Annotated in this window: 12 protein-coding genes; 5 read left to right on the top strand and 7 right to left on the bottom strand. The window is 46.9% G+C overall.

The features are described 5' to 3' along the window. The first annotated feature begins 46 nt into the window (after positions 1-46). Positions 47-2,653 (top strand): VolA/Pla-1 family phospholipase, encoded by a 2,607-nt coding sequence (locus AC0J20_RS08410; RefSeq protein ID WP_473021344.1) that lies wholly within the window; start codon positions 47-49, stop codon positions 2,651-2,653. Between the two features lie 649 nt (positions 2,654-3,302). Here AC0J20_RS08410 and AC0J20_RS08405 read toward each other — a convergent pair. After that, complete coding sequence (locus tag AC0J20_RS08405) at positions 3,303-5,135, bottom strand: M2 family metallopeptidase (protein WP_473021343.1); 1,833 nt, start codon at positions 5,133-5,135, stop codon at positions 3,303-3,305. 212 nt (positions 5,136-5,347) lie between these two features. On the opposite strand from AC0J20_RS08405, the gene AC0J20_RS08400 reads away from it, so the two are divergent. Then, positions 5,348-5,974, top strand: a complete 627-nt coding sequence (locus AC0J20_RS08400; protein ID WP_229527420.1) for a TetR/AcrR family transcriptional regulator — start codon at positions 5,348-5,350, stop codon at positions 5,972-5,974. Positions 5,975-6,031: 57 nt separating this feature from the next. Then, positions 6,032-7,165, top strand: coding sequence for a DNA alkylation repair protein (locus tag AC0J20_RS08395; RefSeq protein WP_473021342.1), 1,134 nt, complete (start codon positions 6,032-6,034; stop codon positions 7,163-7,165). Between the two features lie 86 nt (positions 7,166-7,251). Here AC0J20_RS08395 and AC0J20_RS08390 read toward each other — a convergent pair whose 3' ends face one another. Next, positions 7,252-7,515, bottom strand: a complete 264-nt coding sequence (locus AC0J20_RS08390) for a GrxA family glutaredoxin (RefSeq protein WP_229527418.1) — start codon at positions 7,513-7,515, stop codon at positions 7,252-7,254. Positions 7,516-7,782: 267 nt separating this feature from the next. Here AC0J20_RS08390 and nagZ point away from each other — a divergent pair, with 267 nt between their 5' ends. After that, a complete protein-coding gene (nagZ, locus tag AC0J20_RS08385; protein WP_473021341.1) occupies positions 7,783-8,790 on the top strand; it encodes a beta-N-acetylhexosaminidase in 1,008 nt (335 codons plus the stop codon). Next, a complete protein-coding gene (locus tag AC0J20_RS08380; RefSeq protein WP_473021340.1) occupies positions 8,780-10,159 on the top strand; it encodes an SLC13 family permease in 1,380 nt (459 codons plus the stop codon). Before nagZ ends, AC0J20_RS08380 begins: the two co-directional genes overlap by 11 nt. 13 nt (positions 10,160-10,172) lie before the next feature. Here AC0J20_RS08380 and AC0J20_RS08375 read toward each other — a convergent pair whose 3' ends face one another. The 5 genes from AC0J20_RS08375 to fadE form a co-directional block, all read right to left on the bottom strand. Further along, entirely contained in the window at positions 10,173-11,534 is a 1,362-nt protein-coding gene (locus AC0J20_RS08375) for a CsiV family protein (RefSeq protein WP_473021339.1), read from the bottom strand. Between the two features lie 47 nt (positions 11,535-11,581). Next, a complete protein-coding gene (gene mfd / locus AC0J20_RS08370; RefSeq protein WP_473021338.1) occupies positions 11,582-15,061 on the bottom strand; it encodes a transcription-repair coupling factor in 3,480 nt (1,159 codons plus the stop codon). 13 nt (positions 15,062-15,074) lie between these two features. Then, positions 15,075-15,668: a PilZ domain-containing protein gene (locus AC0J20_RS08365; RefSeq protein ID WP_229527413.1), complete on the bottom strand. Its 594-nt coding sequence runs from the start codon at positions 15,666-15,668 to the stop codon at positions 15,075-15,077. A gap of 22 nt (positions 15,669-15,690) precedes the next feature. Further along, positions 15,691-17,523, bottom strand: a complete 1,833-nt coding sequence (locus AC0J20_RS08360; protein WP_473021337.1) for a two-component system response regulator — start codon at positions 17,521-17,523, stop codon at positions 15,691-15,693. A gap of 191 nt (positions 17,524-17,714) precedes the next feature. Next, the gene (gene fadE, locus AC0J20_RS08355; RefSeq protein ID WP_473021336.1) at positions 17,715-20,171 is read right to left on the bottom strand and encodes an acyl-CoA dehydrogenase FadE; all 2,457 of its coding nucleotides are present in this window, start codon (positions 20,169-20,171) and stop codon (positions 17,715-17,717) included. Between the last annotated feature and the right edge of the window lie 40 nt (positions 20,172-20,211).

Below are 20,211 nucleotides of genomic sequence, written 5' to 3'. Positions count from 1 at the left end.
ACCGACATGGTTGAACAATAATTAGAATAGGATTTTGGGGATACATATGAAAAAACTGCTACTCTGCACCGCAATTGCCGCATCACTAGGCCTCTCAGGCTGTGGGGGCGGTGAGGACCTGGTTGAAATCCAGGCCGATGCCACGGTCGATAAACCATTTGCGAGAATTGTTTTTGATCCACCTGGCACAATACCATTGCCTAATGATGCCGCAATGATTCCAGCCACGGACCTTTTTGATTTCACCATTGAGTCAGAAAACCAGGTTAATTTTAATGGTGGAAATCCGCTTGATGCCGTAGGTGCATTGGATGGATGGTCTACCCAGTATCCATTGACAATTAATGTCGATTTACCTGCCAACGTTCAGATCCCACTTTCTTCTCTGCAGGTACCCAGCGCAATTCGCATTTTTGAAGCCACCCAGGCATTAGAAGGCTCTTCAGCTGCGTGTCAGGCTGTACTGGCACAGGTAGTGGCACCGGGTATTCCGTGCGAAATTGGTGCGCAGTTAACCTTAAATGAAGACTATGCGGTTACGTTAAGTGATAGCGATACTATTGCCATTATTCCCCTTAAGCCGCTAAAACCCGGTCAGGGATACATGGTGGTTGTTACTGAGGATCTGAAAGACTCAGAAGGTCGTGGTGTTCTGGGCTCTACTACCTGGGAATTGGCCAGACAAGATATCAATGACTTACCACTTGCCACGCCGGATCAGCTGCAACTTCAAGGATTGGCTAATCTGATATTGGGTTCAGGTGCCAGTGTAGGTCTTGATCCGCAACAAACCAGTTATGCAGCTTATTTCTCAACAGGCTCTGCGGGTACTGTAACTGCTACTGTTAAACAGTTGCAGGTAGGTCCATTCGCACAGGCGTTAGGCGCGTTGTTGGCACAAGGTGTCGATATGGCTTCTGCACAGGCTGAGGCGGCGCAATATCTGCCTGCTATTCTGGTAAATGATGCGGAAAATGAAACCGCGTTTGATGTCCTTGCACCAAGATTGTTAGGTGCCGAGACCTACGGCCAATTGCAGGCGCTGGGGATTGCTACCTGTAGCAGTATGGTGGCGGTACTGAGCGATCCGAGCAATCCACTGAATCCTACGGTTGCCTCATTGTTTCCAAGTGTTGCACCTTTCTGTGCGTCCAGCCTTAAAGCGGGACAAATTAACTTACCTTACTATCTGAATCCGGAAAATCCGTTAGGTGACTGGTGGCGTAGTGCTTGTACATCAGGTGCTGCGGTACAGGGGATAGAAAGTGCGGCACCAGGCACGGTGGCAGCGCTGCTTCAGGCACAAGCCATCGGTCCAAACAACGATTTATGTCAGGCGGCTTCTGGTGGCCAGTTGTATGATCTTAACCTTGATGTAATCGAAAATCTGGATATTACTGACCGTCGTCACCTGACCAAGGTTGCGCCTATCCCGGCTGCAAACGGTTCAAACTCTGACGGCACGGAAACCATTCAGGTTCAGGTTACGGTTCCGGATGAAACCCTGATTCAGTTTTTAGCGGCGATCAACCCGCAGGTCAATGCGGTAACGCGTCCTGAAAATGGCTGGCCTGTGGTAATCATTCAGCACGGTATTACCTCTAAGAAAGAAGACGTACTTGCGGTAACAGGTGCGTTATCAATGGCTGGCTTTGCAACTGTCGCAATTGATCATCCGTTACATGGTAGCCGTGGCTTTGAAATTGACGGTCAGGTTATCAACGCTTCAAGTGGCTTTGGTGGTTCTCCTACCCATTACCTGAATTTAGGTAGCTTGCTGTCTGCCCGTGACAATTTAAGACAGAGTATTGTCGATACTATGGGTCTGCGTCTTGGTCTTAACGCCTGGGTTGACGTAACCGGTACTGCACCTATCGACGCCAGTAATGTGCACTTCATGGGACAAAGCCTGGGGTCTATTACCGGTATTGGTACCGTTGCAACGGCTAATACTCCGCTTACAGGAGATCTGGCGCCGTTTTCCGGTATGTTTGCATTCAACTCTGCCGGATTATCAGTACCCGGTGGCGGTATTGCTTCTTTCCTGATTGAATCTGCCTCTTTTGGTCCGCTGGTTTCTGCCAGTGTATTAGCAGGCGGTTCAGAGTCATTTCAGGTGGCATTAGCGACTTATGCACAGGCGAATGAAGTTTCTATCGAACAGGCATTGATACCTGCGTATCTGCAATACCTGAGCGAAAGAACTGCGGCGCAAGCAGCAGTGGACAATGGCCTGATTAGCCAGTTTGCCTTTGCCGCACAAACCGTTATCGAAGGTGGTGATCCGAATAACTACGCAGCACGTTTAGCGGCGACTACACCAGTGTTATTGCATGAAGTTGTCGGTGGTGGCACTAATGATGATGGCACCACGGCTACCAGCGATGCGGTGATCCCCAATGTAACAGCGTTGCCGACATCTGGAACAGAAGCGCTGATCCGCTTCCTGGGCTTGCCAACGGTAACCTCAACCACTGTGAGCGAAACACCGCAAAGTGGTGCGGTACGCTTTATTGCTGGTTCGCATGGTTCGCTGTTTGATCCTTCATCCAGTGTTGCCGCAACCACAGAAATGCAACTACAAATGGCGCAGTTCTTTGCTTCGCAGGGAACGGCTATCGTAGTAACAGACGAGACGGTGGTTGCTAACTAGTTAATCTCATCGATGTAATACCAAAGCCCGCTATGCGGGCTTTTTTATTGCGCCCACTTTACGATATGACGTTATTTCAGGCTAATTAGGAACGTAGCCATCAAACGGTCAGGGCTTTCCCGACAATACGCGGTCTAAAGTCATATTCTGATGCGTACCTCACCCAGTAATAAGAGTAGGATTCTGAAGACGCTGAGTAAATTGAGCTTTGGATTATTAGAGTGTTGGATTGCCAGATTGCCAGATTGCCAGATTGCCAGATTGCCAGATTGCCAGATTGCCAGATTATTGGATTGCTAGATTATTGGATTGCAAGCCATTTACGTGAGGCTGGCTGCGCTGATGTATCCCGATGCTGCGCTGATGTATCCCGATGCTGCGCTGATATATCCCGATACTGGATACTGGATACTGGAATAACTAATGGACTGCGACTAAGTGCAAGGTGATGATACAAAGAGCGCTTTGAGTCAGGCCAGTGCAATATTGTACTGCTATGGTCAAAACGTACGGGTTCTCAGACGATTATTGGCGTTATCGCATTGCAGATTGGAGACATCACAGGGTGTCGCATCTGATACCAGGTACAAAAACAACAAAGGAGTCTTGCGACTCCTTTGTTACTCATAGAGTTAAATCTGACTGATACTTACCAACCGCAAGTACGGTCCTGATTTTGTTCATCAAGCCAGTCTTTCAGAGGCGCAAAATAGTCCAGAATTGCTGTAGCGTCCATTTGCGGCGAACCGGTCAAAGTTTCTAACGCTTCCTGCCAGGTTTTACTTTGTCCCAATTCCAGCATGTTGTTTAGTGCTGTACCGGCATCTTCGTTGCCATAAATCGAGCAGCGATGAACCGGGCCTTCATCACCGGCAATCTTACAAAGTTCACGATGGAATTGAAATTGTAATAAGTGTGCCAGGAAGTAGCGGCTATAGGGGGTGTTGCCAGGAATATGGTATTTTGCACCTGGATCGAAGGCGTCAGCAGGACGCTCTACCGGCGCCATCACACCTTGATATTTTTCTCTCAATTGCCACCAGTAGTCATTGTACTGTTCCGGTGCAACGTCACCTGAGAATACACCCCAGCGCCACTTGTCTACCAGCAGGCCAAAGGGTACAAACGCAATTTTATCCAAAGCCAGTTTTAGCAACATACCAATGTCATTGGAGGCATCCGGGATTTCATCAATCAAACCAATTTCTTTCATGTATTTTGGCGTGATAGACAGCGCAATTACGTCGCCAATGGCTTCGTGGAAGCCATCATTGGCACTACCGCGATACAACAGGGGTTGCTGATTGTAGGCCCGTTGATAAAAGTTGTGACCCAATTCATGGTGTATAACGGCAAACTCTTCACCGGTTTTTTGAATACACATTTTAATGCGCAGGTCTTCTTTATCGTCCAGGTTCCAGGCCGAGGCATGGCATACTACATCGCGATCCGCTGGTTGCGTGAACTGAGAGCGTTCCCAGAATGATTCAGGCAGCGGTTCAAAACCTAAAGAGGTAAAGAAGGTTTCAGCTTGCTTGACCATCTGAATTTCGTCGTAGCCTTTTTCTTCCAGTGCCGCGGTTACATCAGCGACCTGCATTTCTTGTTCAGGTTTTACGATGTCGTAAATGTTGCCCCAGGTCTGCGCCCACATGTTGCCCAGCAAGTGAGCCGGAATAGGCTGGTCTTGTGGAACGACATCAGTACCATATTGTTCACCCAGCTCCGCTCTGACATGACAATGCAGGGCGTCATAAAAGGGTTCAACCTGGCCCCACAGTCTGTCCAGTTCTTTTTCAAATGCATCGGCTTCCATGTCGTACTTACCGCGCCATAGTTCGCTGACATTCTCAAATCCCAGTTCTTTCGCGCCTTTGTTGGCAATGTCAACTTGCTCAATGTAAAGATCTTTCATTGGCGGTGACACCTGACGCCAACCCTGCCAGATATCTAACAGTAGTTTTTCGTCCCGTTCAGTTGCCATCTTGCTGCCCATTTCGGTCAGACCCCAACAGGTGCCTTCTTCAGGACAATATTGACCTGCACCGTACATGCCTTCCATGTCTGTGCCTATCTGAGCCAGCCTTTCTGATTCTGCGGCATTACCGGGTGGAGGTAATACCAGCGAGTTTCTCAGCAGATCCAGTTGTCTGCGGGTGTCGGGATCCACTTCAACATGATTAAATCTGGCTGACTCTTTGGCTAGTTCAGAAGCACGACTGGACAGTTTTTCAGATAAATACGCAGACACCGCAGCGGTATCCTGAATAATATAAGTCTGGTAAGCCCACGCAGCCTGGGCTGCCGGCAACTGCAGCTTTTCTAATTCTTTTTGTGCATTGGCTATAAAAGTTTTTGCATCTTCTGCCGTTGGTTGTTTTTCGGGTGCCTTTTCAACGGTTGCCGTTTCGGATGCATTGTTACATCCCGACACGCCAAAGGCTGTGGCCACCATAATGGCCAGCAATGAACGTTTATTCATGGAGTGTTCCTCATATCTGTCGGTTACCTTTTTGGTTGGGTGGCAAAAAAGCTATTATTTTTTTCGGGCCTAGTATAAGTAGCGTTAAACGGTTCAGGCAACCTAAATGCGATAAATTACTAAATACTGGCGTGAATTCAGGCCTGTTGCTTGAACTTTAAAATTAGAAACTTTACAGTCCTAACCATAAGAAAAATTAATAAACAGTACACGTGTCAACAAAAGATCGCATATTAAACGCCGCCGAACATCTCTTCTGTGATTTTGGCTTCGATAATACTTCTCTCAGAGCCATCACCAGTGAAGCTGACGTGAATCTGGCTTCAGTTAATTATCACTTTGGTTCCAAGAAACAACTCATACAGGAAGTATTAGCCAGATATTTAAGCGTGCTGATGCCGGCGCTCGATCAGCGAATAATGGCTATGAGTCAATCTACCCAGGCGGCAAGTACTGAGGGGCTGTTCAGTGCGTTAGTTGAACCTCTGTTGTCGTTAGAAAAAGTCAGGCCTAATGGAACCCGTGTGTTTGTGCAATTGTTTGCCAGAGCCTATTACGAGTCTCAGGGTCATTTAAGACGCTACATCACTACGCACTACACTCAGGAGTTGAAACATCTGAACAAGGCATTGCATCTCGCGGTACCGCACTTATCCCCCAGTGAAGTATTCTGGCGTTGGCATTTTGCGTTGGGCTCTTGTGTTTTCACCATGGTGTCCAGCAAAGCGTTGTCCGAAATCGCAGAGGCTGAGTACCAGCAGCACATGGAAATTGAAGATCTGATCAGAAAAGTGATTACCTATATCGCTGCGGGATTCAGCGCCCCGAAAACATCCTGACAGTTTTGGGTTCACAAGCCATTATTGTGGACCCAGATTAAACACATCACACCTGTCATGCCTGAACCTTTTAAAAACAAGTTCTCCCTTGAGTTAGTGCAACTGTTAGCGCTAAAAATACACGAGCAATATACGGAATTTAATCAGAACGCTTTTGTGCAAGCTGCCACCTTCGATTTTAATGAGCTTGAGCTAAAGCAACGTTCACAACAGATCACTGGGGCATTGCATCAGTTTATGCCGGACAGCTTTCAACGTTGTGAAACCATCATCAGAGAAATTCTGCACCCTGCGGAAATAGACAGTATGAATGAGGCGATTGTCGAGCAAGAAGGCATAAGAGGGTGGTTAATTATGCCGTTGGCTGATTTAGTCAGTATACGGGCCATTCCGGACCATTTTGAGGCAGGGTTAAATCTACTGAAGGTGTTAACCAGTCGTTTTAGTTCTGAGTTTGCTTTACGTGATTTCATTCTGTTTGACCAGCAGCGGGCACTTGACATCATTATGAACTGGCCCAAATCCGGCGATAAACATATCAGGCGACTGGCCAGTGAGGGCACCCGTCCCAGGTTACCCTGGGGAAAGCAGCTGCCAGAATTTATCGCGCAGCCAGATTTAATCAGGCCGTTGTTAGTGAATTTACTGAACGACAACGAAGAGTATGTGCGTCGTTCTGTTGCCAATAATCTGAATGATATTGCCAAAGACAATGCTGAATTTGTTTGTGAGTTTGTCGCTGAGTATTTACCCGATGCGGATCAGACGCGCCTGCGGTTACTTAAACATGCCAGCCGAACGCTTTTTAAGCAGGGGCATCCCAAAATATTAGCCCTGTTTGGCTACACGCCGTTTCAGGGCAGTGTACAATTTAGGTTGGCTCAGAAGCAGGTAGCAATGGAGAGTGCCCTGAGTATGCAGGTGGAATTGCATGGTTTAGCAGTGGGCAATCAGAAGTTGATGGTGGATTATATCGTCTGGCATAAAAAAGCTAATGGCACACAGAGTGCGAAAGTCTTCAAGTGGAAACAGTTGGAATCTTACCGTGGCGACGCCATCAGCTTAAAAAAGCAGCATTCGTTTAAATCAGTTACCACCAGAAAGTATTACCCGGGCGAACACAGAATTGCGTTGCAAATTAACGGTCAGGTGTTGTCTGAGGTCACATTTGAGCTAATTGCCGGTAAGTAAATACCAGAGAATGTTGCTTGTCCGGGGGCGGCTTCGCTGCATCGGGCAACACTCTCTGGCAACATGGTGTAGTTCAAGCCAGCGGCTTATTCAAACAGGCCAAGGTTTTCTTTGGCGTAGGCTTCAAAATCAGTGAAACCGCCGATATGAGTTTGATCTAAAAAGATCTGCGGCACTGTTTCCACAGGCTTACCCACGGTTTTTTCAAGGTCAGCTTTGCTGATCCCTTCTTCGTGAATGTTGATATAACGATATTTAAAATCATCCCTTTCCTGGGTCAGTTTTTCCGCAAGATCTTTTGCTCTGACACAAAACGGGCAACCATCTCTACCAAAAATTACAGCGTACATAGATTTTCCTGAATGAGTGAACTTGTTCTTAGTTTAGTGCTTAGCTAAAAATATAACAGTTGATAGATTCGATACCTGTTATCGGTTTTTTAAATGAACAGCGCCAGGCACTATTTGGCCAACAACCAACGTAAATTGCCTGATATTTAAACATCAGGCTGCATCAGTTTGTTAAATAGCTGTAAAGCTAATTGCAATGCCCCTTTAGCATCTTTTATAGTTGTGCCAGTTTAAAACAACAATAATACGGTATTAATGGGAATTTTAATGTTGGACCTTCCCGGTCAGTCTCTGACGGCGGAAGATAAGGAAATACTTGAGCATCCGTTAACGGGTGGCCTGATCTATTTCACCCGTAACTTTGAAGATCATCAACAGATTACAGAGCTTACCCGAGAGATCAGAATGGCAGTCAAAAAGCCGTTACTACTTGCGGTTGATCAGGAAGGTGGACGTGTTCAGCGCTTCAGAAAAGTCTTCAGTGAGCTGCCGGCGATGGCGAGTATTCTGGAACGCGCAGAAGGCGATATGGCACTGGCAAAAAAATACTGCCGTGCCATAGCCGAACTCATGGCGTTGGAAATTCAATCAGTAGGTATTGATATCAGTTTTGCCCCAGTGGCAGACATCAATAACATTTCTGAGGTTATAGGGGATCGGGGGTTTGCAAAAAATAAGTCAGATGTGGTGGCATTAGTCGCGTCATTTTGCCAGGGAATGCGTGATGCCGGTATGGCAACTACCGGGAAACACTTTCCAGGTCATGGCAGTGTTAAAGAAGACTCGCACATTGCATTGCCGGTGGACCAGCGTCCTGCTGAGGAGGTTCTCGCAACGGATTATTGGGTGTTTGAACAATTGGCACAACAAAATGTGCTGGATGCCGTAATGCCCGCGCACGTTATTTATTCAGCCTTTGATGATTTGCCAGCGGGCTTTTCTAAAGTGTGGATCGAGCAAAAGCTCAGAACAGAATTAGCCTTTAGTGGCGCGGTGTTCTCGGATGATTTGACGATGGAGGGGGCGGTAAAATGCGGTAGCCCTACAGAGCGAGCGCAATTAGCGATGGCAGCTGGTTGTGATATGGCCCTGATTTGCAATAATCGAGACGCTTCGATTGAAGTTCTGGATAATTACAAGGGTGATACAGCAATGTCACCGGCAATCCTGAAAATGATTATGCAGCAGGCCAAATACAACGGCTTAAACCATTGTCAGTCTTCGCAGCGTTGGCAAGAACTGCGTCAGATTCTGGATAGTTTTAATGACCACTAAACAAGCGATTATTGTTGTCGCGGTTCTCATCGCCGGGGTACTCAAATGGTATCTGGACAGTATCAGCGTTACAGCAGCGATTAGCTGGACTGCGGCAATAACTCTGGTTACTGCCGTGTTGTGGGTTTCAGAAGCGCTACCTATTCCCGCCACCTCCTTGATCCCATTTGCAGCTTTTCCGGCAGTAGGGGTTTTGTCCCATAAAGAAGCCGCATCAGCCTTAGGTAGCCATGTTATTGTGTTATTAATGGGCGCGTTCATGTTGTCGAAAGCCATTGAAAAGTCCGGCGTCCACAAGCGATTCGCCTTGCAAATGTTAAAATTAACCGGTGGCAAAAGTGCGGCGCGACTGGTACTTGCTTTTATGCTTACCGCTGCGTTGCTGAGTATGTGGATCTCCAATACGGCTACAACCTTGATGTTGCTGCCAATTGCCCTGGCAATTTTGTCCTCTATTGATAATCCGCGGTTGGCTGCTGCTTTGCTCCTGGGTATTGCTTATGCAGCCAGTCTGGGCGGCGTCGGCACCCCGATAGGCACCCCGCCAAACATTATATTTATCAGTGTCTATCAGGAATCTCAGGGGCAGGAAGTCACCTTTTTACAATGGATGAAAACTGGCGTGCCAATCGTTGTGATAGCGATTCCTATCATGGCGCTATGGTTGACCCGAGGTTTGGGGCAACTTGGTCCCGTTAACATTCCCACCTCAGGCCAATGGCGCCCAGCAGAAAAGCGTGTGGTAACAGTGTTTGGTATAGTCGCTTTAGCCTGGGTGAGCAGGCCCTACTGGTCTGATTTACTTGGCGTTGGGACCATTGGCGACAGTACGATTGCCCTGTTAGGAGTTATTGCCATGTTTCTGGTGCCCTCCGGCGACAAAGGTAGTGATGGTAAACCCGGTAATTTATTAGACTGGAAAACTGCCAATGATATTCCCTGGGGCTTGTTATTATTGTTTGCCGGGGGGATTTGTATTGCGAAAGCGTTTACCGCGTCGGGGTTAAGCCAAAAAATGGGCGATTTGCTCAGTTTTCTGGATGGCGTACCTTTGCCGGTACTGATTCTTTCGATTTGTTTATTTGTCACCTTTTTAACTGAAATTACCTCAAATACCGCAACGGCAACGCTGCTGATGCCAATATTAGCGTTGAGTGGTATGGCAATGGGCATCGAGCCGGCGCTGTTAATGATACCTGCCGCAATATCGGCCAGTTGTGCATTTATGCTGCCTGTGGCAACGGCACCCAATGCCATCGTGTACGGAACGGACAAGTTCCCAATAAAGACCATGGCCCGGGAAGGTTTTGTGTTGAATGTACTGGTGGCGTTTGTTGTGTCCGGAGTGAGTTATCTGACACTGCAGTAAACCGGATGAGCAATCATTCCGCAATTTGCTCGTCAGGTGCTGCAGGTCGGTTGTAGCGCCTGATTTGCACTACCATGCCAAACATCGGGTGGTCAAAGTAATGAATTTCTGTGCTGATCATGCGGCGTAACTGATCGAAATGAAACGCCTGAAGAAAATTGGGTTGCAGGGGCAGTTGATTGTTTGCGGTTGCTGATGAGGGCTCTAACCCTTGCTCAACAGGATGTTTAAAGCTGCTCCAATCAATGACCACGGGTTTTCTGAAGTTTAAATCACTGTCTATATGCAGATACGGCGTGCGGCCAATATATTCAATGAAGACCTTGAGTCGTCCATCTACTGTCCAGACCGGCAATGTTTCATCGTTTAACTTAGATTGTTGAAGCGCCAAAAGCGCTGCCGGAGACTCGCTCTCCTCAATGTTTTGATAGTCTTGTGCTGCCAGAACCGCTGCAATTTGTTCATAAAGGGTAGGGTTATGAAAGCGATCTTCAGCCTCAGGATGGCGCTTAGGTAAACCGGAGTAATAGTATTCCTGGCCAAAGTTCTCACCCGCATAAATGCGATACCAGGGGGCATTGTCTCTGCCCACAATTACATTTTGTCGCCAGGCTGTATGCAACAATACGTTTAAGCCCCTGGTGCGATTGATGTCTGTTTTGAGCGTTTTTAGTTGTAACAGCTGTTTCGGTAAGGTGTAGGCTTTATCTGCAAAGGGGTACTCAATACCTTGTAACGTTGCGGGAACGGTGCTCAATTTTACGTTATTACGCAGCGCATACGCTTCATCGCTGTAAAAATCAGTTAATTCTGTTGGCCATTGGCAATACAAAGAATCCGGAAGTTTAATTTCCGGTGACGACGATTTAATGCTGGTGTTGTCAAATTGATCAAACACAGGTTGTGAGTGGTCCCGATGCTTACCCAGGTCTTCGTCTGAGACTTCAAAAAAGCGGTCAAGTTGACTTTGAAATTGCTCAGAAGGTCTGGTAGAGGTTACCCATTCCGGGTCATGCAACAAGGCATTTTGCAGTAAACTGGTGGCAATCGGCGGCTCATCAGTTAAGACAACGGGGCGGGTTTGTGCAGGAAAAGGGATAACCTGGTTTTCCTGGTTGCACAGGCTTGCTCCCTGACGAAGAAAGTCAAATTCAGGGACCAGGGTTTCTGTGATAAAGTCACGCATACCCTGAGTATCAATCTGTGTAACCTGCAGCGGAAACTGTTCTTCCAATGTTTCCGGGGAGGTATCTCGTTCAAACAGAATCAATTCAACCTCAAACCACCAGGGATTTGACGTCTCATTAGCCTGTACCTGGGGGAAGGTAAAAGCGAATAAAACAATCAGGCTAAGAAAAAATGCTGCTTTCTGCAAAATGAAATTCCCTGGTTATTTATCGTTTAAACACTATGTTATCAGCCTTAGGCGACTTTCTGCTGTTTATTAAAATCTGTCAGTAAGTTTTCAATAAAAGCCAGTCGCCTGGTAGCTTCTGGTTTTTCAGAGGTAAACTTCAACTTTTGTGGTCCATCAAAGCGAAATACGTTGGGACGAGTTTGTATCAGTTGAATTATGTACCCTGGGTCTACCTTAGTGGATTCACTGAATTCAACAAAACCACCTTGTGCATTGGCATCGATTTTTGTAATACCTATTTGTTTAGCGCTTAGTTTTAACTCATGAACTTTAAACAAGTTCTTAGTTGCTTCGGGTAGCATGCCAAACCGGTCAATTAATTCAATCTGAATTTCCTTCAAATCCGCCCGTTTTTTACAGGACGCGATTTTTTTGTACATGGAGAGTCGCACATTGACGTCTGCAATGTAATCATCCGGCAATAGTGTCGGGATGCGCAGCTCCACTTCTGTATGTTGTGCCATCAGGTTATCTAATGATGGCTCTTTACCAGCTTTCAGCGCCTCCACCGCTTCTTCCAGCATATCCATATACAGGCTGAAGCCCACGGTAGTAATCTGCCCAGATTGTTCTTCTCCTAACAATTCTCCCGCGCCCCTTATTTCAAGATCGTGGGTGGCCAACTCAAAACCGGCCCCCAAATTGTCTGACTGAGCAATAGCCTCCAGGCGTTTGGTGGCATCTTTGGTCATGCGTTTAGGGTGTGGCGTCAACATATAGGCATAAGCCTGATGGTGAGAACGACCGACGCGGCCTCTGAGCTGATGTAACTGAGCCAGACCTAAATGATCGGCCCGGTCCATAATTATGGTATTTGCAGACGGGATATCGATGCCGGTTTCGATTATTGTGGTACAAACCAACACGTTAAATCGTTGGTGATAAAAGTCAGACATGACGCGTTCCAGTTCTTTTTCACGCATTTGTCCGTGAGCAACGCTGACTTTGGCTTCCGGCACTATTTCGGAAATTTCACTGGCGGTTTTTTCGATAGTCTCCACTTCATTGTGTAAAAAGTAGACCTGACCACCCCGCAAAATTTCCCGCATTACAGCTTCGCGTATCAGTGCTTTATCGCGTTGTTTAACAAAGGTTTTAATCGCCAGTCGCTTGGCCGGTGGGGTGGCGATTATTGACAGATCGCGCATGCCGTTAAGTGCCATATTTAATGTTCGCGGAATGGGCGTCGCAGTGAGGGTCAGTATATCGACTTCAGCACGTAGGCTCTTGATTCGTTCTTTTTGTTGCACCCCAAAGCGGTGTTCTTCGTCAATAATTAATAAACCCAGGTCGGCAAACTTGATGTCTTTTTGAATGAGTTTGTGGGTACCGATGACAATATCCACTTTGCCCCCGGCTAATCCTGCCAACACCTGTTTTTGCTCTTTGCTGCTGTTAAAGCGCGACATCACCTCTATCTGGAATGGCCATTGGCTCATGCGATCGCGAAAATTTTCAAAATGCTGTTGTGCCAACAGGGTTGTAGGGACCAAAACAGCCACCTGTTTGCCCTGACTTGCGGCAATAAATGCCGCTCGCATTGCAACTTCTGTTTTCCCGAAGCCCACATCGCCACACACCAGTCGGTCCATGGCTCTCGGAGACCCCATATCGTTGATAACAGCATTGATGGCTTGCTGTTGGTCATCTGTTTCTTCAAAGGGAAAGCTGTCAGCGAACTGGCGATAGTCCTGCCAATCTATTTTACAGGCCTGACCAGGTTTGGCTTCCCTTTGGGCGTAGACTTCCAGTAATTGCGCCGCTACGTCCCGTACTTTTTCTGCAGCTTTTTGCCGCGCCTTTGACCAGGTATCGGTACCGAGATTGTGCAATGGCGCCTGATCATCACCGCCGCTATAGCGACTGATCAAATGGAGTGAAGCGACCGGCACATACAATTTAGACTGTTTGGCATATTCAATAGTCAGGTACTCTGTCGTAACCCCACCGGCATCCAGGGTTTGCAGGCCAAGATAACGACCAACACCATGTTCAATGTGCACTACAGGCTGGCCTGGCTGTAATTCTGCCAGATTTCTGATAACCGCCGATTCATCAGTTGGCTGCTGTTTTTTACGCAATCGGCGTTGACTGACCTTGTGACCTAACAGTTCGGTTTCTGTAATAAAAGCCAGTGCACCGTCAGCGCCATGGATCACAAAGCTGTGATCAACATAACCCACGCAAATCCCCAGTTGTGCATGACCCGTTAAAAACGCTTCGGTATGCTCAAAAGGTTTTGGTTTTACAGACGCTTCCAGTAAAAGTTCCAGCAAGGCTTCTTTTCTGCCCGCTGTTTCAGCACAAAACAGTACTTTTGTACCACTGTCACGCCACGCTTTGAGTTGTGCCTGTAGTTTCGTGTAAGGACTCTTTGACTGAGCATTAATGGCGATGTCAGGGAGCTTTTCAATCGCATATTCAGTGCTGCCGGACTTTTGTTCAGACTGTTCGCTTCTGACATTTATTCTGGGCCACTGTTTTAGAAAACTATTGAGTTCCTCCACCCGAAAAAACAGAGATTGTGGGGGGAGCAGGGGTTTTAGGGGATCCCAACGGTGTTGTTCATAGCGTTCATTTACGTCTGCCAGGAAAAAATCAATGGCCTGAATTATATTGCCCTGGGTAACGAACAAAGTATCGTCGCTGATATAGTCAAAAATACTGGCAGTTTGCTGAAAGAACAACGGCAGATAATATTCAATGCCTGCCGGCATAACACCGGAACTGACGTCGTGAAAAATGGAGCCTTTTCCATAATGGCCGTCAAATGCTAGTTTGTAGTTTTCCTTAAACTGTTCGATACCTTGTTTATTGATAGGGAATTCATGAGCGGGTAACAGTCGAATGGATTCCCGCTTTTCTCCGGAGCGTTGGCTATCTGGATCAAACTCCCGAATGCTCTCAATTTCGTCGTCAAATAAATCCAGGCGCAAAGGACGTTGGGTGCCCATGGGGAACAGATCCACAATACTGCCGCGCACCGAATATTCGCCATGCTCCATTACCTGGTTAACTGCGTTGTATCCGGCTCGGTTGAGGCGGCTACGGAATGCCTCGATATCCAGCGTTTGACCTTGTTTGAGGAATAAAACGTATTTTCCCAGGTACTCAACAGGCGCGACTTTTTGCAGCATCGTTGTCACCGGGAAAATATAGATATCGCGCCCTTTTTGCGTCAGGTCATACAGGGTTTCAAGGCGTTGTGAAATAATGTCCTGATGAGGCGAAAACGTGTCATAAGCCAGTGTTTCCCAGTCGGGGAAAACAGAAACGTTGATACTGGTGTGCTTTAAAAAATGGCGAATTTCGCGTTCCAGTTTTAAGGCGCCGGGAGTGTCAGAAGTAACAACTACAACGCGCTTCTGGCTTTCTGTAGCACAATTTGCAATCGCCAGAGCGGATGAGCTTCCGGCAAGATTGCACCAATGTTGTTGTTCACCTGCTTTTTTGGGGAATACCGGGGAAAAAATAGTTTTTTGCATTGGAGAAAGTTAATTACTCGATTTTATCTGTGCGACTCTTAAGGTGCTTTGTTTGTAAATGCAGACTGGCGCGTACCAGTAGTTCCTGGTCTTGTTCGCGGATACTGTTGTATATGAACGCGATTTTGAACTGATCTTCGTCCAATGGTTCACACAGGATCGCTTCCGCATAACAAAATACGGCTGCGGCTTCTTCTTCCAGGAAAATTTTAAGTTGATATATGCCACCGGGCAACATTTCTTTGTTACTGGTGACAGTTAAACCTGCGCCACCGAACTCCGTAGTACTATAACGATTATCCTGATCATCTTGCTGATGCAGAATGTAGGACATCATCAAATCTATTTTTTTTGATTGATGATTGAGAAATTCAGCAAGTTCCCGTGCGTGATCACCCAGGTGTCGCAAAGGTCTCAGCGCCCGGGTTTCCAGTTCCGCCAGTTCACCCGCCATGCGAAAAGCGTAGGGCATATGGGTAATCAACTGTTCAGATGTCGGCACTGTAAACCCGGCTTCTACGGGCAGCAAATTTACATTCAGGACATGCTTTATCGTGAAATACTCATGATATTGCTCTAACTTTTGGGTAATGTTTGTATCACTCATTTAGGGCGCTTCAGGTTAATCATTAGTGGGGCATTTTTATCAGATTTTCTAATGCTTCAGGTTTGTGTAACAGGAATCCCTGGGCGTAATCCACATCAATTTCTTTTAATACTTTCAACATGGATTCGGTTTCCACAGCCTCAGCAATAACACTCATGTTATTCTCTCTGGCAATTGCCACTATAGATTCTACCATCATACGGCTGATCTTTTCGGAACCGATCTTGTGAATAAAACTGCCGTCTATTTTGACATACTGAACGTCTAACTCACGTAAAAATCCGTAAGAAGATGTGCCTGTACCGAAATCGTCCAGTGCAAATTTGCAGCCCAGTTGTTTTAACTTTTCAATAAAGCGACGGGTGGCGTTGAGGTTGGTGAGTGCCGATGATTCGTTAATTTCAAAACACAGCTTACTGGCATCGATGTCATACCGTTGAATCGTATCGTAAGCCTGATCAACAAAACTGGCTTTATACACAGACTCACCGGAAATATTGAGTGCTAATTCCCCTTTAAAATTGGGGAAGTCTGCCATCATCTGACAGGTTTTCTCCAGGACTTTTTGGTCGATAGCTGATATCAAATGGTATTGCTCGGCGATACTGATAAATTGCGATGGTTGTATCAGTTCCGAGCCGCTACTCTGCATTCGCAGCAGTACTTCAAATTTAGCAGACTGTTGTTTTTGGGTGGCGTAAATACCCTGACCAAACAAAGAGAATTTGTTCTGCTCTATGGCTTGCTGGATAACGGGCACCCAGCGAACAGCCCGGGTATTGTTGTTTACAGTTTCTTTTTCTTGTTCGTATATTAGCAGCTCACCGCCGCCCTGGGATTTCGATTCGAAGCACAAGCGTTCGGCAACACTCATGATATGGTTTGCATCCTGAAATTCAGCATTGAGTTCCACCAGACCCATACTGACATTAACGAACAGGTGCTCTTTTTCCCAGTCGAAGTGCATGTCGTTGATAGCTTTGCGAATTTCAACGGCGCGGCGGGTAGCTGATTCGATGTCCGGACTGTTGTAAATAATTGAAAACTCATCGCCACCCATACGGGCCACAATTTCGTCGTTATTGGCGATGCGTTTTAGCAGTGCTGAAAGATTGCGGATCAATTGGTCGCCAGCGGCATGACCACAGGTATCGTTAATCACTTTGAACTGATCGACGTCCATGTACAGATAGAATAGGGTAAAATCTTCCAGCATTTGGCTTTCAAGCAATTTGAAATCCAGATGTTCTTCCATTGAAATGCGGTTGAGCAGGCTGGATGTCATATCGTATTTAGCAAGGTGTTCCAGTTTGCTTTGTAGCTTTTGTCTCTCGGCAATTTCTTCAGTGAGCTTCTGATTGGACAGGGCTAATTCCCGCGTGCGCTCTTTGACTTTTTCTTCCAGGCTGTTGGTAATTTTCTCCAACGCTGCGTTGGTATCCGCCAGCGTATTGAGCAGCAAACTATTGCGCAAATGCACGTTTACCCGGGCCAAAACTTCATGGGTATTAAAGGGTTTAACAATATAGTCAACGCCGCCCAGTTCAAAGGCTTTGTTGATGTCCGTTTTGCTGCCGGTGAGAAAAATAATTGGAATTTTGCTGGTGCTGGGTTCAGTCTGAAGTCGCTTACACACTTCCAGCCCATTCATGCCTGGCATGTTGATATCTAAAATGATCAGGTCTGGCTGAAACTCAAAAACCGCCATTAATGCCGTTTCCCCATCTTCAACCGGAAAAACATTATGGCCGTAGTACTCCAATGTATGACAGATGGTCTCCAGATTAATCTGGTCATCATCTACCACCAAAATCTTGGCGAAGTCTCTGGTATCTGGAAAGTCTTCTTCGCGCATTAAGGCACCTTGTTGTGATTGCGTTTCGGATCAGCAAACTTATTTAACCGGTTTGCTCTACTGAAATCCTAGCAGTATCGCTTAAGTTTAGATAATTTAAAAAGTTTTTTTAGAATTAAGAAGAATAAAAGCGTAAATCAGACAACAAAAAACGGCCCGTTAAGGGCCGTTTCAATCGTACAAATAGGCAATTAAGCGGCTTTGGCTTTGCCTCTTCGGCTGGTTTTGGTTACCCCGGCTCGCAGGGCTTCAGGTTCAAAGTCATCGACATTGATCACTTCCAGGCGACCTTTTTCTGCGCGGTTAAGTAGTGCCACTTCCTGTTCGTTCAGCACACCCAGTTCGCTCCCTTTGATGGCCACCTGGTCAAGCTGTGTAAATGGCAGCTTTTCGTTGGCGGCATTACATACTCTGTCGAACAGTGGCTCGGCTTCCAGTATGTCTTTCAGGGTCTGTTCCATTTTGCCTATCGGGTTGTGTTCTGTCGGCGTTAAAAATTGACCGTGACCCAGGCGAGAACGGGCACTACCGGGTTGTTGTAAAATCAGGGCGATTTTATGTTCCAGTGCATCTGAAGGTTTGTTGTGGCGACGACCCCAGGGCATGATCATAAACTTCAGAATCCGACCAACCGCTTTACTGGGGAAGTTTTCCAGTAACTCGATAATTGCTGCCTCGGTTTTGTGCAAGGTATCTTGCATTGCCCAGTGCAGGAAGGGCAGATCTTCTTTTAAACGACCTTCGTCATCAAAGCGTTTTAAGGTAGCCGAGCCCAGATACAGATAACTCAGAATATCTCCCAGTCGCGCAGAAATGCGCTCTTTGCGTTTCAGTTCACCACCTAACATTGCCATGCAAATATCCGACAACATTGCCAGATTCGCGCTAAAGGCCGTCAGTGACTGGTAGTAAGGACGGGTTTCATCTTTGAAGGGGGCATTGATAAATTTCGCCGCTGTAAAGCCCAACCACTTGCTGCGCACCGTGTTACTGATGGCAAATCCAATATGACCGAACAGTGCTTTATCGAATTCTACGATAGCCTGGTTTTTGTCTTCGATTGCAGCTGCGTGGATTTCACTCAGAACAAATGGATGGCAGCGCATCGCACCCTGACCATAAATCATCATGTTGCGGGTCAGTATATTGGCACCTTCAACGGTAATGGCGATAGGAGCACCCTGATAGCCTCGGCCCAGATAATTGTTGGGGCCTAACATTACGCCCTTACCACCGTGAATATCCATTGCATCAATAACACACTGACGCATTTTCTCGGTCAGGTGATATTTACAAATTGCTGAAATGACAGACGGTTTTTCACCCAGGTCAACACCTTTTGTCGACATGCTGGTCACTGCGTCCATCAGGTAAGCATTGCCCCCGATTCGTCCAAGCATTTCTTCAATGCCTTCCATTTTGCCGATAGGGAGTTTGAACTGGCGACGGATACGGGAATAGGCGCCTGTGGCCAGAGCCATTGTTTTTACACCACCCGTGGAATTGGAGGGCAAAGTAATACAACGGCCAACCGATAAACACTCCACTAACATGCGCCACCCTTGTCCGGCCATTTTTACTCCACCAATGATGTAATCCAGCGGAACAAAAATGTCTTCACCTCGGATGGGGCCATTTTGAAATGGAACATTCAAAGGAAAATGACGATTGCCGATATCCAGCCCTTTCGTGTTGGATGGGATCAATGCACAGGTAATACCGATGTCTTTTTCTTCGCCAATTAACCCTTCGGGATCGTACAGCTTAAATGCTAAACCGACCACGGTAGCTACCGGAGCCAGCGTTATATAGCGCTTATTAAAGGTGAGTTTCATTCCAATCACCTCTTCGCCATTCCATTCACCTTTGCACACGACGCCTGTGTCAGGAATTGCCCCTGCATCGGAGCCTGCTTCCGGGCTGGTCAGCGCAAAGCAGGGCACTTCTTCGCCGCGGGCAAGTGCCGGCAAATATTGCTGCTGTTGTTGCTCCGTACCATAGTGTTGCAATAGTTCACCTGGGCCCAGACTATTTGGAACACCAACAGTACTGGCTAATACGGTACTTACACCTGACAGTTTTTGTAAAACGCGCGATTGCGCATAGGCAGAAAATTGCAGGCCACCAAATTCTTTTTTGATGATCATGGCAAAGAACTTATTGTCTTTCAGGTATTGCCATACTTCTGGCGGCAGATCGGCCAGTTCATGGTTAACCTGCCACTCATCTACCATTCCGCATACGGTTTCTACCGGGCCGTCAAGGAAAGCCTGCTCTTCCGCTGACAATCTGGCCTGAGGAATGTTGTGTAAGGTTTCCCAGTTTGGACTACCGCTAAACAACTCGCCATCCCACCAAACAGTACCGGCATCAATCGCATCTTGCTCAGTTTTACTCATTTCCGGCATAATTTTGCGGTACATTTTAAGCGCCGGCGCCGTGAAGTATTGCTTGCGCAGTGAAGCTGAATTCAAAGGGATCGCAATGGCGGCAAAGGCTATCCATCCCAGAACCCCAACCAGATTGAGCATGGTACCGACAATAAAAATAGCACCGACAGCCAGCGTAGTTTGGAAAAGTTTAATTCTTAAATAACTGCAAGCAGCTAACGCAGCGAACAGCGCAAAAAACCATATTAATAGATTCATAATGGCTCCTAAGGACAGTATGATTAATCTGTCCGGACAA

This window comes from Planctobacterium sp. R6 (genome assembly GCF_055755215.1).
The sequence above is the reverse complement of the archived record's forward strand: the minus strand, read 5'-3'. Positions and strand labels throughout refer to the sequence as shown.